The 16,915-nt window shown below is 43.6% G+C and carries 9 protein-coding genes; 2 read left to right on the forward strand and 7 right to left on the reverse strand.

The features are described from left to right. Nucleotides 1-4: 4 nt before the first annotated feature. From uhpC to yfcC, 5 genes are all read right to left on the reverse strand, one after another. Complete coding sequence (gene uhpC / locus DZ860_RS19375) at nucleotides 5-1,309, reverse strand: MFS transporter family glucose-6-phosphate receptor UhpC (protein WP_120034433.1); 1,305 nt, start codon at nucleotides 1,307-1,309, stop codon at nucleotides 5-7. A gap of 83 nt (nucleotides 1,310-1,392) precedes the next feature. Beyond that, nucleotides 1,393-3,018, reverse strand: coding sequence for an MASE1 domain-containing sensor histidine kinase (locus DZ860_RS19380; RefSeq protein WP_120034450.1), 1,626 nt, complete (start codon nucleotides 3,016-3,018; stop codon nucleotides 1,393-1,395). Between the two features lie 4 nt (nucleotides 3,019-3,022). After that, nucleotides 3,023-3,664 (reverse strand): response regulator, encoded by a 642-nt coding sequence (locus tag DZ860_RS19385; RefSeq protein ID WP_120034435.1) that lies wholly within the window; start codon nucleotides 3,662-3,664, stop codon nucleotides 3,023-3,025. A 218-nt stretch (nucleotides 3,665-3,882) separates the two neighbouring features. Then, nucleotides 3,883-4,878 (reverse strand): succinylglutamate desuccinylase/aspartoacylase family protein, encoded by a 996-nt coding sequence (locus DZ860_RS19390; RefSeq protein WP_120034437.1) that lies wholly within the window; start codon nucleotides 4,876-4,878, stop codon nucleotides 3,883-3,885. A 115-nt stretch (nucleotides 4,879-4,993) separates the two neighbouring features. Further along, nucleotides 4,994-6,469, reverse strand: coding sequence for a putative basic amino acid antiporter YfcC (yfcC, locus tag DZ860_RS19395; RefSeq protein WP_207890658.1), 1,476 nt, complete (start codon nucleotides 6,467-6,469; stop codon nucleotides 4,994-4,996). Nucleotides 6,470-7,427: 958 nt separating this feature from the next. Here yfcC and DZ860_RS19400 point away from each other — a divergent pair. Then, on the forward strand, nucleotides 7,428-11,954 hold the full coding sequence (locus tag DZ860_RS19400; RefSeq protein ID WP_120034441.1) for an SslE/AcfD family lipoprotein zinc metalloprotease: 4,527 nt from the start codon (nucleotides 7,428-7,430) through the stop codon (nucleotides 11,952-11,954). Between the two features lie 171 nt (nucleotides 11,955-12,125). On the opposite strand, the gene tkt is transcribed toward DZ860_RS19400, so the two are convergent. Both tkt and tal read right to left on the reverse strand, forming a co-directional pair. After that, nucleotides 12,126-14,117, reverse strand: a complete 1,992-nt coding sequence (tkt, locus tag DZ860_RS19405; RefSeq protein WP_120034443.1) for a transketolase — start codon at nucleotides 14,115-14,117, stop codon at nucleotides 12,126-12,128. Nucleotides 14,118-14,189: 72 nt separating this feature from the next. Beyond that, on the reverse strand, nucleotides 14,190-15,140 hold the full coding sequence (gene tal, locus DZ860_RS19410) for a transaldolase (protein ID WP_120034445.1): 951 nt from the start codon (nucleotides 15,138-15,140) through the stop codon (nucleotides 14,190-14,192). A 583-nt stretch (nucleotides 15,141-15,723) separates the two neighbouring features. On the opposite strand from tal, the gene DZ860_RS19415 reads away from it, so the two are divergent. Next, nucleotides 15,724-16,707 (forward strand): sugar-binding transcriptional regulator, encoded by a 984-nt coding sequence (locus DZ860_RS19415; RefSeq protein WP_120034447.1) that lies wholly within the window; start codon nucleotides 15,724-15,726, stop codon nucleotides 16,705-16,707. Nucleotides 16,708-16,915: the final 208 nt, after the last annotated feature.

Genomic DNA, 16,915 nt, shown 5'->3' on the forward strand with positions numbered 1-16,915 from the left:
ATAGTTACATAGTGGCTATCCCTGCCCGCTGCTGTGCCTTTATAAATGGAAGGAACAGTAGGCCAATTAACGCCGAAGAGAGCGTGATGACACTAAAAAAACCTTCCCAGCTAAAGTGTTCAATAATGAGTGCGATTGGGTATCCAGCCAATGCTGCACCTAAATAGGCAAACAAGCCGACAAACCCAGTAGCGGTCCCCGCTGCGTCTTTGTGAGAGCACTCTGCAGCTGCCATTCCAATCATCATTTGTGGGCCAAAAATAAAAAAGCCGATGGCAAAAAAACAACCCGATAACACCACGAAGTTATCCAACGGGGTTAGCCAAAGAGCGGCCACGGAAATAAAAATCCCGAGCGCAAAAATCAGATTCATCGGTGCTCGGTTACCATGGAAAAATTTGTCTGATCCCCAACCGCCAAATAGTGAGCCGAGAAAACCACCAATCTCGAAAAGGGAGACTGCAGCGTTGGCAGAAAGCAACTGATAGCCATGTCGCTGGGTTAAATACAAGTTTCCCCAATCGTTAATTGCAATCCTCACCACATAAACTAATAAATAGGAACTGCACAGTAGCCAAATGTATTTATTGCCTAATACATAGGTTTTTAAAATTTGCTTAAATGCGAGCCCACGGCCCTCAGCTTCATGCGCTTGTTCCAATTGGTCATTGCGCCATTGACCCACTGTCGGTAGTCCCATGGTGGTTGGCCTATCCCGCAGGCGGAAACAGAGCACGATGCCAACGGCGATGGCAAAAACGCCCGGTAAAATAAAGCCATATCGCCACCCCCAAGTCATGGCGGCGAAACCAATGCTAATGGGGATTATTGCGCCACTTAGGTTGTGGCAGGTGTTCCAAATCGACCACCAAAAACCGCGTTCAGTTCGTGAATACCAACTGGTCAGCAATTTGGCACACGGTGGCCAACCCCAACCTTGAAAAAAAGCATTCAGTGTCCATAACGTGGCAAACATAAACATTGATGAGCTCAGCCCGAAAGCAATATTGATCACACCGGTTGCAATTAAACCTAGCCCCATAAAGTAGCTGGGTTTTGTTTGGTCACTGACCATGCCGGAAAGGAACTTTGATACCCCATACGTGATGTAAAATAGGGTGCCGAGAATACCAAAATCTGCTGTTTCCAATCCTAAATCACTCAACATTGCTGGCATTGCAAAGTTGAGGCTTTTACGAGTGAAGTAAAAGACGGCATAACCCAAATACATTGTCATCATCAAATGTAAGCGCCAGTAACGGTAACGTTCATCGATTTGGGTTGCTGTTAATGTTTGGCTAACGGGCATCTCCTCTCCTTGGTACAAATCAATCCTATCGGATGAATAACGGCAATGAATTAGACAGTGTTATAAATGACTAGGAAAAATTCCTATTTTGGTGGGGATACGTTGTGTTTTGTGGGTAAGTTAACAGTTATTCGGCTGCCTTTTTTCGTCTCATTCCTGTAGTCCGTATGGTTTTGAATAGTCATTGTGCCTCCAAGAGCATTAATACGCTCTTCAATGCCGACTAGGCCACGGCCTTTATGTCGCCAATTGCTGGGTAAACCAATGCCGTTGTCACGCAACTCGAGACAGAAACGATCGCCAGGAACTAATGACAGCTGTACTTGGGTTGCTTGGGCGTGTTTACAGACGTTGTTAAGTAACTCTTGGACAATACGATAGAGCGTGACGGAGGTGACTTCATCGAGTCGTTCTGCATAAATGCCAAAATTGAGCCGAAAGTCGACGTTACGTTCTTCGAATCGCATTTCCCCAACCAATTGGCGAATCGCACTCTCTAATCCCATTTCATCGAGCGCCAATGGGCGCAATTGTGTCAGTAATTGTCGTGTTGAGGTATGGATGCGCATGGCGAGATTATTCGTGGTTTCGGCTATCTGCTCACTTTGTGGCGTCGTTGATAAACGCTTTGCAAGCATGGCTTGAATTTGTATAGCGGTAATATTCTGACCAATCTCATCATGCAGTTCTCGCGCTATAGATTTACGGATTTCCTCTTCAACATGGACCAATTGGCGAGCAAGTTGTTGTTTATTATCCAGCTCTTTAGCTAGCTCGATATTGGTAAAGTGGAGCTTTTGCGCCAGCATGTATTGGCGACTGATGGCGATACCGAGCCCTAATCCGATGAATGCCTGTGTGGCAATGAAACTTTGTAATTCTAAATTTGAATCGAAAGATCCGGTAACCTGTCTAGCCGTCGCGAGTAAAATACTGTTCATCACACTGGCGAGTACACCACCTTGCCATCCATAGCGATAGGCCATGAAAATATTGGGTAATAGGAATATCAAAAGGGTCAGAGGTTGCATCTGCTCTAGCAGCGTGAGTTCTGCAATAAGACCAATACAGAAAAACAGCAGGCACCATAGTAACGCCGATGGCCGAAGGGTTACCTCTTGATGAACAAGGGTAGGGCTTAGCGGTTGCCAAATCTGACGTCTAAGGTAGTCATACAGAAGATAAAAGAAAGGAGCGAGCAAGATACCACCCGTAATAGCAGAAACCGCCCCCTCAAGCGCATAACGAGGAGAGAGCCCGATTGGTTTCACCATCAATAGTAACGCAATGCCGCAAGATAAACCGTAAACGATAACAAAGCTACACAGCGCCAGCAATTGTTTCCAATAGACCTGTAATGGTTGCCAAATACTTTGGAAAGGGATAGCTAACGCGTGACTAAACAGGGAAAAAAGGATCAGCAAATAGGAATGCGTTGGTTCATTGAGTAGTGGGGTCAACAAGCTAATAAGGGCTATATCAGCCAGTGTGAATATTGGCCATAAACGGCGTTCGGTTAGGCTGAAAACGGCAAGTTTTAAACCCGTTGGGAGAAATAAACCTGCGAGAAGGAGATCCGCCACTAAATAGCGGCTGATGTTCCATAAGCAAAACCAACTGATCGCGTAAATAGTGAAAGCAAAAGAGTACGCAAATAAGTTTTTTACAAGAATCAGCGGGAGATGATGTTGGGCAATTCGCTCATTCATACGTTTATTCGCTAAGTAACTCATTACCAAGTAGTTGGTGATGCAAGGCAAAGCGAATTAGATCAACGTTATTTGCGAGTCCCAGTTTACTTAAAATATTAGCGCGATGAACATGAATCGTTTTGTGGCTAATCGAGAGCGCAAGTCCGGTATCTTTAACATCCTTGCCTTGAATCAGATGGTCAAAAACTTCACGTTCACGCTTTGTTAGTTCTTTTAATACCGATGTCGTTGTTGATGCATTACTAAGGTTGACTAAAGCATCGGTACATAAATAGTGATCGCCCGCTGAAACTTTTCGAATGGCCGTCACCAATTCGCCAGGGCCGCAGCGTTTAGATAAGTAACCGAATGCACCGACTTCAATGGCCTTACGTACAAACGAGGCTGAGTCGTAAATACTTAAGATGATCGCTTTAAAGTTTGGGTTCTTTTTACGAAGCTTTTCTAATAAAACAAGACCGCTCTCATCTGGCATGGAGATATCGATGACGGCAACGTCAACATTGGAGGCGGAGAGGATGCGATACGCTTCATGTGCATTATTGAATTCGCTATGGACATGAATATCAGGCTCAAGAGAGAGCAGTTGGGCAAAACCAGAACGAACCATAATATGGTCATCAACGAGAGCGACTGAAATCATAACGTATTCCTTTGCGTATATTTCGATACTCGCAAATATTTCACTATGATTCAAAACCGTACGGTAAGCGTGTGATAGTAGTCGCTAATTACGGGAGAAAATTTAGAGGGAGTTAAAGATATACCCAAGTGAACCAGCATTTTAAATGGCAATAGTTACGAAATGCAGTAGCTATGAAATATAGTGGCTACTTGGGTATGTTGTTTGTTTAGTTGCGGTTACTTAATCAAACGAACCACAAGTGAGCCAGGAGCACGAATAGATTCAATGTTGTGGCTTAACACGGTGCCATTTGTTGGCGCGATATAACGGTGAATTTCGCTACCAAAGCTATCGTATTGAATTGCTAGTAGGTCACCTTCTTCAACCGTTTCCATCATTGCGACTTGTGGTAGTACAAAACCACCAATTTCAGCGCGGATACTGACGACGTCTTGGCCTTCAATACAAGGAGTAATTGGACTCTCAGTACCCTCTAGAACGTCATGGTGTTTTAGGATATTCATAATACCAGCAACCGTTCTGTCGATTAACGTCTGCTCGGTATAACGACCCATTCCCACTTCGATAGTAATACTTGGAATGCCATTGGTGTTCCACACCGTTTCTAGTACACCTGCATCACCGGGATCATTCAAAATCGCATCAGGATTGGTTAAGCGTGCCATATGTAGTGCTGCTTCTAATCGGAAATCCGCAAAGACGTATAACGGGTAAACGGTGCCACTCGTTTGAGTGTGTAAATCGATAGCGAAATCGGCATTAGGTTGTAGCAGGTTATGCCACAACGCATGCAGGTAACGCTGTCCCTCGTTGCCGTTCGCATCGCCCGGGAAAAAACGGTTAAGGTTAGCAGGAGAGCAATCTGGATCGGCAGAGAAAAAATCGCGGCTATGGTGCAGCATACCGGTTAAATTCACTGTTGGCACAATCGTGACAATGCCCGCTAACTCCTTACCTATTAACTCGCGTGCTGTTTGCTGTGCAGCAAGAACGCCGTTGTATTCATCACCATGGACACCTGCTGTAATCATGACTCTCTTGCCCGGCTTTTCACCTTTGAAAACGAGTACAGGTAAATGTTGCCACTGAGATAGGGCATTGGTTGCAATACGGAACCAAAATTTATGCTCGCCAGCAGCAAGGTCGCTGACATCAAGAGACTGAACTACTGGGTGACCTTGGATTACGTCATCTAAGAATTGGGTAGCCATGAAATATTTCTCCAATCGGAAAATGAAAAAAGGCGAGAAGTTATCTCGCCTTGAAATTGTCTATTTGTAACAAGCCACTTTTTTCAAGCAGCTTAAACATAAGATCTCGTGTGGGTTATGAGAAGCCCAGCATCTGTGCAACTACCACGACAATACTCGATAAGATAAAGAGTAATAGCATGAAGCGCCAGCAGAATTTCGCCCAATCACCCCAATCGATACGACATACACCTAGCGTGGCCATCAAAGGAGCAGAAGTTGGAACGATAACGTTCGTAAAGCCATCACCTAATTGGAACGCAAGTACGGCGACTTGACGTGTTACACCAGCGATGTCTGACAGAGGAGAAAGCAATGGCATAGTCAGTGCTGCTTGACCAGAACCTGAAGTCACGAAGAAGTTGAATACAGATTGGAATACATACATTACCCAAGCTGACGCAACTGCTGGCATACCACTGATTAGGCCGCCTGCGCTATTTAGGATTGAGTTAAGTACGCTTGCTTCTTCGGTAGAACCGCCACCAAGGATAAGTAGAACACCTTTAGCACAACCAACAAGAATCGCTGGTGGAAGCATAACGCTCGCACCTTCTTTAAACGCCGCTGCTGCATCGTTTAGGTTCATGTCATTTAGACGGAAAACAGCGCCGATAATTGCAACGATAAAGCCCATAGTAAAGAACTGAGAAGCGATTTCAGGAATGTACCAAGCGTGCATTACCACACCCCATACAACCCAAAGAGTAGCCGCAACAACCGTTAAGATAACAAGCGTGTCACCTAGGCCCCAACGAGACTGTGTTTCATCAACTTCTTGTTGACGGAAGTAAGTATCGGTGCGGTAGCTGTAAGAAGACTCAGGATTCGCTTTTACTTTTGCAGCGTACATCATGGTGAATGCCATACCCACTAGAGTAAAGCCAGCCCATAAGCCCATACGAACGGTCATACCAGATAGAACCGGAACACCAGCAATACCTTGTGCGATAGCAACCGAGAATGGGTTCATCCAAGAAGTACCGAAACCGATTTGAGTTGCGATGTAGGTAACCATTACCGTTGTGATGCTATCGTAACCTAGTCGAACCATTAACGGAGCGATAATAATCGCGAATGCAACGGCTTCTTCACCCATGCCGAATACAGCACCACCAAGTGAGAATAGTAGGAAAAGAACAGGAATAAATAGTGATTCGCTGCCTTTTGTTTTATCGATAAGACGTAGGATGCCGTTGTCGATTGTGCCTGTGCGCATAACAACGCCAAATGCACCACCGATAACCAGCATGAACATGATAACGCCAACCGCGCTGCCCCATTTAGAACCTGATACCAGTCCTTCAAATGGGAAGTTCATTAGACCAATGCCGCCGCCTGATGCAAAGAAACCGACAGTGTTGTAAACCAACTCGCCTTTTTCATCTGTTGCGTAAGCAAACGAATTTGGGTCAATAACGGTACGCGTTTTTTCTACGCCTTCCATCATGTAAGTCACTTGCTGGCTATCAAACTGACCAGCAGGAATTAAATAAGTCAAAATAGCGGCAAAAATACCCACAATGAAAATGAGAATGAGGGTGTCGGGCATTTGCCATGTTTTTTTAATAGCAGACGGATCTACTGCGTGTGATTGTGTTTGAGACATGTGCTTTTTATTAGGTTAAGTACAAAACGCATGTAATTTCACTAATTCGGCATAAACAATCAAGTTATTTATGTGTTGTTCTTACAAATTAATACAAGGATCACGCCACTTTTTATTGAAAGGTTAATATTTAGTGTTAATTGTTGTTGTTTTTTTATTTTTCAGTTCTATGAAATCTATTTTTTAATGACTTTTTAAATTGAAAGTGTGGAGTGTTTGTCCGTGAAGTTAGATTACGATCACTCGCTATGAACATAGTGAGTAATAGAGCAATACGACAGTAGTTTCAGGCATTAACTTTACGTTTAACTCCAATTTGACCAAATATTAACCAGGAGATTTAAACGCCGCCATTGGTGTAGGAAATACCCTACAAACAAAGTTGGAGTTATATAAAAATGACCAATTATCACCAATATTTGTAGCTAAGTTCCTTATAGGTATTGACTTGTATCTGTTTGTTGATTAAAAGAATTTACATATTTTTACATTGGTTTTTGCTGGGATTGTATCAGTGAAATTATGACGTATTTCGGTCGTTACGTGTTCTTTTTTACGCCAAATTATGATGCTCGGAAATTACATTTCATATTCACAATGCGTTCGTTTATTAAACGATTTTAATCTGTATTGAATGCATTTCAACCTGCTTGTTGAGCTAAAGCCTTTATGTTTAAGAACCTGTTACTCCAACAATAAACACATATTAATAACAATTTATATGGAATATCATTCTCATAAGTGATGCTTTGTCCATAAAACAGCGCCTAACGTAAAGTTAGCGACCAAACTTGATATAAAAGAAATAATAAGACGATGTTCTAACGAAAGAACGTCAAGTTACTAAAGTGCCTATCGTGTGTAGTAAATAGGCAGCTTGATTAAACCTTGAGAGAAGTAAATGAAGAAAAGTGCATTAGCGATATTAATTAATGTCGCCTTGTTGAGTGGGTGTCAGGAAGAGTCTTTGATTCTTACTGGCCCTGAGACCGAATTGCCAGAGCCTGAAATAGATGGACCAGCTGTTCCCGGTGGAGAACTACCTGACATAGGGGTAGAAGACCCTATTATTTTAGGTGAGTTTAGTCTTGATGGTCACGCGGTATTTGATGACTCTGTTCTATGTAACGGGGAACCTGCTAATGCGTTTAAATTTTCTCAAAAAGAGACCGTAACGTGTACTAAAGGTTCACTTACTTTAGCGACGTTTGTTGATGTCTTTTCACCAGCTTTATTGGCTGAATCCGAAGCTGAGGGCCGTGAGCGGCTAGTGTTAAAAAATGCTGATGAGTATCTAGGACAGCCGGATAAGGCTGCTAATGCTAAATTGTTGATTGAGCATAACGCTGTAATTATCAACGGACAAGTCACTCTTGGTTTAGAGAATGCAAAAGACCGTTTAGAGTTTGAGAGCATATTCAATAACGATTTAGATCTTCCTGAGGACGCGTTTTTAGAGGTTATTCAAGCAGAAGAAAATGACAGTTTGGTCGACAAGCAGCCAACGACTCACGTGCCAGATATCGAGCCGGAAGTCTCTCCCAATACCTCAACGAATCTAAATGGCAGTTTTGTTTCAGCTAACGCGGAGGAAAGTTACCAGCATAAGCCTGAAAAAGCGATCTTGAGTAAGGCGATACTGAAAGATTCGAGAGGGCTACCAGTTGTTGGTGTTTCTTATTTTAGTGCGTCTTCACGCGGTAAAACAAGTGATGGGAGCGAATCAGGTAGCTTACCAGGAGAATTTGAGTTTTTATGGGGCGAGTCAGTAAGCTTCGGTATTGATACGTTTGAATTGGGCTCAGTCCGAGGAAATCAAACTCAATTTAAATTGTCTGATCTTGGTGATGAACAGAAAGGGCGAAACGCCGATGCTTTGGTTCGTCGATATGGTCAAGAGCTTAATGGTACGCGAGTTTTACGCGATGGTGTAGAGTCTACGTTCGCTCGATATCCTAACGTGATCAATGAGATCATTTCGCTTAGTCTCAACGATAAAGATACTGAGCTTGATCTTGGTAACGGTACTTCTCAAGTACTAAAAGCAGAGTTTAACTCGCAGTTTACTCAAGGTCTCGCACTAGAAATCGATCAATCGATTTGCGGAGGAGCCTGTACTTCTGCTCGTGAGCTATATGCCCAAGAAATCCATAGTGCAAAGAGTGATATGTCAGCCATTCAAGCTGATATAGCGAAACTGTGGGGTTTTATTGATCCTGAAATAGAAAGTGGATGGAAACCAGTGCAACGGTTCCACGTATTCCATGACAGTACTAACTTTTATGCTAGAACAGGGGATGCTCGAGGCCAAACAGCAGTAAACATTTCCAACACGGCATTTCCTATCATGATGGCACGTAACGATAATAACTATTGGTTATCGTTTAATGAGAAAAAAGCTTGGAGTGAAAGCAATGTTGCTTACATTACTGAGGCACCGTCTACAGAACAGCCGGCTTTAGTTTCGGGTGCGACTGCAACATTTAACTTACCTTTCGTTTCACTGGGTGAAATTGGCGCCGGTAAAATAATGATGGTTGGTAACTCTCGTTATAACTCTATCTTAGTATGTCCAAATGGATACAGTTGGGATGGTGAACTGGGCGCAGATGGTGTTTGTAGTCTTACCACCGATAGTGATGATATGAAGCACTTTTTTCAAAATAGCTTTAAGTATCTCACCGATGGTAAAACCGATTTCACTGTTGGTACTAATATCCCACATGTATATTTTAAGCAGCATGGGCAAGTAGCGGGTCGTTCAGCTGAATTTATTATAGATAAGAATAGTTTTAGCGTAACAACTGAACAGCTTAATTCTTTTGTAGATTTAAGTCCTAGTGACTACCCACTACTGATATTGAATGGATTCGATTATAAAATCCATCCGAACGGTAATGCTTATTTATTACCATTATCAGCGAATCAGGAAGCACCGAAGTTTGATGATCAAGATGTTACTCATTTGATTGACTATGTCTCTCGTGGTGGTTCCATTTTGATTATGGAAACCGTACTAGAACATACAAAGGGTGGTGAATTAGCGAGGCTTTTAGACAGTGCAGGTATTGCATTTGCGAGTGCTAATTCCGTAGTTCGTACACCTAGCGCGACCAAAACAGGCCCACGAGGTCAGCATGAGGAAGCTATTTGGGTACTTGAGCGATACGCATCTGAAAACGTAGATGGAGAAATGGTACTTCCATATAAGATTGTCGATGGAAAAGTCATTTGGACATTCTTGGAAGGGACAACACCGGGTAAGACACCAGAGTTGCAGCTAGCTACATGGACCGAAACTGATGATGCTGGTAAACAAACAACTTACCGTGCTTTTCTTGAAGAAAAAGGTCTTGCACCGGAAGTAATTGAAGCAGAGAAGCAACGTATTTTAGATGGTCTCGGAGGCGTTTATAAAGAGTGTACAGACTCAACTTACCACTATGAGGTGAATTGTCTTGAACGTCGACCAGGCAATGGTATTCCAGTTAGTGGTGGTTGGGGTGATTACCTCAATTTTGTTCCTCGTTATACCGAATTAAACCTTGGTGAAGCGGAAGCGCGTGCGATGATAAAAGCGGCTGATTTAGGTACTAATATTGAGCGGTTATTTAAGCATGAGGAATATTTCCGCTCCAGTGGTACACAAGGCGAACGTTTAAGTAGTGTCGACCTTAACCGCATTTACCAGAATATGACGGTATGGTTGTGGAATGATTTGGATTATCGTTTTGAAACAGCACCAGGTTTAACAGATGAACTTGGCTTTGAGCGTTTTACTCAATACTTGAACTGTTACACTAACGATAAAGCGGGTGGTAACACAACTTGTCCTGCTGATTTAAAAGCTTCGTTGAATAAGCTGAACATGGTTTATGGAAGTGATGAAGCTGGCTACGAAGGCTTGATGAACCCGAGTTATCCATTGAACTACATGGAGAAACCTTTAACTCGTCTAATGTTGGGACGTTCATTTTGGGATTACGACGTTAAGGTTGATATTCGTCAATTCCCAGGTGAACCAACAGGCATTGAGGGGGGCGCTTCTATTGATCTTAATATGACCAATAACGGAGCTGTATGGTACGCTGGTAATCGCCAACCGACTGGTCAGTGGGCTGTTGCTCATCAACCATTTACCGTTACTGTTACTGATGAAACACAGCCAGTAATTGTAACTGTGGCATTACATGACGATTTGACTGGTCGCGACAAGCATGAACTAGGTCTAAAACGTCCGCCAAGAATGACTAAGAGCTTTACTGTTGGTGTTGATAGCCAACCATTCGTCGTACCTTATGGCGGATTAGTCTATGTTCAAGGTGGCGGAAGTGAAAGTGTCAAAATAGACTTAGCTGGTACTGTTGATGCTCCGCTGTTTGATAGCAGACGTAATCATTGGATTAACCCGATTGATTCACCTGCACCGATTGGTGAAGTTATCTCATCAAGCTTTGTGTATACAGCACCTAAAAACAACTTGAAAGCCAGCCGTTATGATGGAGATCTTTCTGTATTTGGTAATGAGTTAGATCAGTTCGCCAATGACTTAAATGATTTCTATGCGCGAAATGAAACGGTGGTAGGAAGCCGAAATCGTAAGGCAACGGATAAGACAATTCCGACTAACCGTCATCATTTTGTTAATGATATTGCGATTAGTATTGGTGCAGCACATTCCGGCTATCCAGTCATGAATAGTAGCTTTAACGTAGCAAGTGATAATTTGAGCACAACGCCTCTTAATGATTGGTTGATTTGGCACGAAGTGGGACACAACGCCGCTGAAGCACCATTTAATGTAGAGGGTGCAACCGAGGTGGTAAACAACTTGCTTGCGTTGTATATGCAAGATAAGCATCTAGGTAAAATGGAACGTGTTGCTCGTGACATCCAAACAGCTCCACAGTTTGTTACCGCAGAATCAGGCCATGCTTGGGCTGCCGGTGGTGCAGGTGAACGATTGGTGATGTTTGCACAGTTGAAAGAGTGGGCGGAGACAGAATTTGATATCACTAAATGGTATCAACCAGGTAAAGTTCCTGCTTATTACGATACGACAACACCGGGTATGAAAGGTTGGAACATGTTTAAACTAATGCATCGTTTAACTCGTAACCAATCTGTTGGTGATTTAGCTGAAGATGGACTAATTCTGCCGGAGACAAATAAGTGTTTCCAACAAGGTTTAGGTAAGAGTGATGCCTTAATGATGTGCGCGTCTTATGTTGCGCAAACTGATTTAACACAGTTCTTTGATGCATGGAACCCTGGTGGAGTTGCGAACCTTTATCCAGGTTCAAGTACACCACAATATGTTCCAGCTGTAACGCCGCAAGGAATTACGTTGGTTAAAGCGTTAGGATTTGGTGAACCAGAAAAAGATCCACTAAAAATTGATGCAGTGACAGAACGTAAGATGCATTAAACATACGAAAAATATACTTTGGCCCTCAGATGAGGGCCTTTTTTATGGACGTTACAACAACACGATTTACAAACAATCACCACCGTCTTAGGCGGTGGTTTAGAGCTAAAAACAAAAAAATCCCCACTATCAAGTGGGGATTTTCATATTAAGACTTTATACCGTAATGGATTATGCTAGGAGTTCTTTCGCAGTATCAACTACGTTCTCTACTGTGAAACCGAACATTTCAAACAGTTGCTCTGCTGGTGCTGATTCACCAAATGTTGTCATACCGATGATGCGACCATCAAAGCCTACGTACTTGTACCAGAAGTCAGCAATACCCGCTTCGATAGCAACACGTGCTGTTACATCTGATGGCAGTACTGATTCACGGTAAGCCGCATCTTGCTTATCAAATGCATCTGTTGCTGGCATAGATACAACACGTACCGCTTTACCCTCAGCCGTTAGCTGTTCAGCAGCTTTAACTGCAAGCTCAACTTCTGAACCTGTTGCGATAAGAATAAGCTCAGGTTTACCTGCGCAATCTTTTAGGATGTAACCACCTTTCGCGATGTTAGCAATTTGCTCGGCATCACGTGGTTGCTGTGCTAGGTTTTGACGCGAGAAAATAAGGGCGGTAGGGCCATCTTTACGTTCAATCGCGAGTTTCCAAGCAACCGCTGATTCTACTTGGTCACATGGACGCCATGTGCTCATGTTTGGCGTTAGACGTAGTGATGCGATTTGCTCAACTGGTTGGTGAGTTGGGCCATCTTCGCCAAGACCAATTGAATCATGCGTGTAAACTTGAATGTTCTGAATTTTCATCAGAGCAGCCATACGCATTGCGTTACGAGCGTATTCCATAAACATTAGGAACGTTGCGCCGTAAGGAACAAAACCGCCGTGTAGAGCGATACCGTTCATAATAGCTGTCATACCAAATTCACGAACACCGTAGTGGATGTAGTTACCAGAGAAATCTTCCGCTGTTAGAGACTTCGAGCCAGACCACATGGTTAGGTTTGATGGTGCCAAGTCAGCAGAGCCACCCATAAATTCAGGTAGCATAGCACCGAACGCTTCTAGTGCATTTTGAGATGCTTTACGTGATGCAATGTTCGCTGGGTTTGCTTGAAGATCGGCAATGATTTGGCTTGTTTTCTCTTCCCACTGCGCTGGTAGTTCACCATTTACGCGGCGTTTGTATTCAGCTGCCAACTCAGGGTGTGCTGCTTCATAAGCTGCAAATTTCTCGTTCCACGAAGCTTCCTTAGCTGCGCCTGTCTCGATCGCTGACCATTCTGCGTAGATTTCCGACGGAATTTCAAAAGGACCGTGCTCCCAGCCAAGTTGTTTACGTGTTGCTGCAATTTCTTCAGCGCCTAGTGGTGCACCGTGACAATCGTGTGAACCTGATTTGTTTGGTGAACCAAAGCCGATAATGGTTTTAGTACAGATTAGAGTAGGGCGTGGGTCTGCTTTTGCTGCGATAATTGCCGCATTAATAGCATCAGCATCATGGCCGTCTACTGCTGGGATTACATGCCAGCCGTAAGCTTCAAAACGTTTAGGTGTATCGTCAGAGAACCAACCCTCAACATGACCATCAATAGAGATGCCATTGTCGTCCCAGAACGCAATTAGTTTGCCTAGACCAAGGGTACCAGCTAGAGAACACGCTTCGTGAGAGATACCTTCCATCAAGCAGCCATCACCCATGAAAACATAAGTGTGGTGGTCAACGATGTCGTGACCTGCTTGGTTGAATTGTGCTGCTAACGCTTTTTCAGCCATAGCCATACCAACCGCATTGGTAATACCTTGACCTAGTGGGCCTGTGGTAGTTTCGATACCAGGAGCGTAACCGTATTCAGGATGGCCAGGCGTTTTAGAGTGCAGTTGACGGAAGTTTTTCAGATCATCAATCGACAGTGCATAACCACTAAGGTGCAGTAGTGAGTAGATCAACATAGAGCCGTGGCCGTTTGATAATACAAAACGGTCGCGATCAGACCACTCAGGGTTCGATGGGTTGTGGTTTAAATGAGAGCGCCAAAGTACTTCAGCGATGTCAGCCATACCCATAGGTGCGCCAGGGTGACCAGAATTAGCTTTTTGAACACCATCCATGCTTAGTGCGCGGATTGCATTTGCGAGAGTTTTACGTTCCATAATCTGTACCGTATAAATTGAAAATAGGGAATAGAAAGAGGAGCCTAAAAGCTCCTCTATAAATGTATGGGATTACAGCTTAGCTGCGATCATTGCTTCTAGTTTGCCTTGGTCGATAGCAAAGTTACGGATGCCTTCCGCTAGTTTTTCAATCGCCATTGGATCTTGGTTGTGATCCCATAGGAACTCAGCGTGCGTCATCGCCGCTGGACGTTCGTTTGTGCCGTTTGTATCAATCAGTTTCTCAACGACTTCACCCTCGGCTGCTTCTAGTTCTGCAAGCAGTTGTGGTGCGATAGTTAGGCGGTCACAACCAGCCAGTTCTAGAATCTCGCCGATATTACGGAAGCTTGCGCCCATAACCACTGTCTTGTAGCCGTGCTCTTTGTAGTAGTTGTAGATGGTTGAAACAGAAACAACGCCTGGATCTTCTTGAGCTTCGAAATCACGACCTTCTTTCGCTTTGTACCAGTCCATGATGCGACCGACGAAAGGTGAGATTAGGAATACGTTCGCTTCTGCACAAGCACGTGCCTGAGCGAAAGAGAAAAGTAGCGTTAGGTTACAGTTGATGCCTTCTTTTTCTAGGATCTCTGCTGCGCGGATACCTTCCCACGTTGATGCCAATTTGATAAGAATACGGTCGTTTGCAATGCCAGCATCGTTATACATCTTCACAAGTTGGCGAGCTTTAGCAACACTGCCTTCCATATCGTAAGATAGACGAGCATCAACTTCAGTAGAGATACGGCCTGGAATCGTTTTTAGGATTTCTTTACCGATGTTTACCGCTAGCATGTCGCAAGTATCTTGAACTTGTTGTGCTTTATCGCTGCTTTGAGATTTTGCGTATTCAATCGCTTGGTCAATAAGAGGTGCGTATTCTTCGATTTGAGCCGCTTTTAGAATTAGAGAAGGGTTGGTTGTTGCATCTTCTGGTTGATACTTTTTAATTGCATCTAGTTCGCCGGTGTCGGCGACAACAGTAGTCAGTTTACGAAGTTGCTCTAATTTGTTGCTCATAATCATGCTTCCTATTTCATTGGCGTGTGTCTTTTGCTTAAAGCTCAACACAAACATTTGCAAGCGTATTAGCGAATTGTCTGAGTCTTCGAAAAGACTCGATACCACTCACTAATCAAACTGTTTTGGCGTTACAACAAATGCTATGAGCATTTGATCTATAACTGAGTAAATGATGTATCCATATTTATCCGATCTACAACCAAAGTCAATGGGTCTGCGCTGTATTTGGTGATATCTATCAACTAATTTTTTATGTGTCATTCGCATGCCCCTGAGATAAACGTTTGCCCTCGTCGTTAGTAGCTTAAGAGCAAGGTGATGTGGGTGTCAGTTGTCGTGAGAAAATGTCATGCTAGTGAGCAAATGTTGCATCATAATGGCGCTGTGACATATGCTAGGTCAATGAGCAGATGCTCAATAGTGTGCTAATGTTCGATGCATATCTTTAAGTGATAAATAGTTAAGTGACAAATCGTTGAGTGATAAATAGTTGAGCGGGAATGGCTAGATGCGTAAGTAAGCTCCTGAATCATGCATTTTGAAACCACTTGAGTACGACAATAGAAAAGAATGAGTAGCTATGGCAGTTTTAAAAAATGACACCGTATCTGAAAATACCGATCTTCTAACGGAAATTTCGGTTGCGTATTATCAAGATGGTGCGACCCAAGAAGACATCTCTAAGAAGTATTCGATCTCGCGCGCGAAAGTAGGGCGGATGTTAAAACAAGCCCGCGATGAGGGTATCGTCGAAATTATGGTGAAATACCACCCGGTATTCAGTGCCAAAATAGAACAGCGCCTTATTGAACGCTTTGGTGTTAAACGTGCACTTGTCGCATTAGATCAACCTGACGAAGAAAGCCAGCGCCAGCAGGTTTCGGCTTTGGTTTCTCATTATTTAGCTTCAAACTTAAAAAATGGCGATGTGGTTACCGTGGGACAAGGTCGTAACGTGTCTGCAGTGGCGCATCATGTCGGGGTAATTCCTCCACGAGATTGTAAGTTCGTATGCGGTATTGGCGGCATTCACCCTCGTGGGGGGATGTTTAACGCTGACCATATTTGTCGTCAGTTTGCCAAAAAATATGGCGGTAGTTCTGAGACGCTTTACGCTCCAGCCTATGCAGAGAACCGAGAACAAAAGCTTGCCTTTATGCAAAACGGCACCGTTAAACAAACCCTAGACTCAGCACGTAAAGCAGATGTCGCCTTAGTGGGTATTGGTGACATGAGTGAAAACAGCTACATGGTGGATTTAGGTTGGTTTACCGCTGAAGAAGTTGTGCAATCTCGTTTACAACAAGGCGTTGTTGGTGACTTTGCCGGTTACGACTTTTTTGATATTCATGGTAATGCGGCGAATACCGTGATGAGTGACCGCGTTATTGGTTTGGGTATTGATGAGTTTAAAGCGATTGCAGAAGTAATTGCGATTGCCACCGAGAACAGTAAACCGTTAGCTTTGCTAGGTGCATTACGAACAGGGGCAATTGATGTTATTGCGACTAGTGTAAGTAACGCTTTAACGGTTCTGAACTTGGATGAGCAGATGCCAAGATAGTGGTCGTTCTAACTGCTGCGTGGCTTACCTAATAACCTGACAATAAAATACCCAGCTCTTGCTTAATGCCACTCGCTTAAGAGCGAGTGGCATTTTTATCTCTAGAGCGTGAGGGGTATTTTTGCGCTTTTTTTAGCACAGCTCTGGGGTAAGGCTTTCTTTTTCTCTTTTTAGGAAGTATTAGCCGTTTGCCATTGTCCCTCAACTC

It is taken from the genome of Vibrio sinensis (assembly GCF_003605645.1).
GTDB classification, from domain to species: domain Bacteria; phylum Pseudomonadota; class Gammaproteobacteria; order Enterobacterales; family Vibrionaceae; genus Vibrio; species Vibrio sinensis.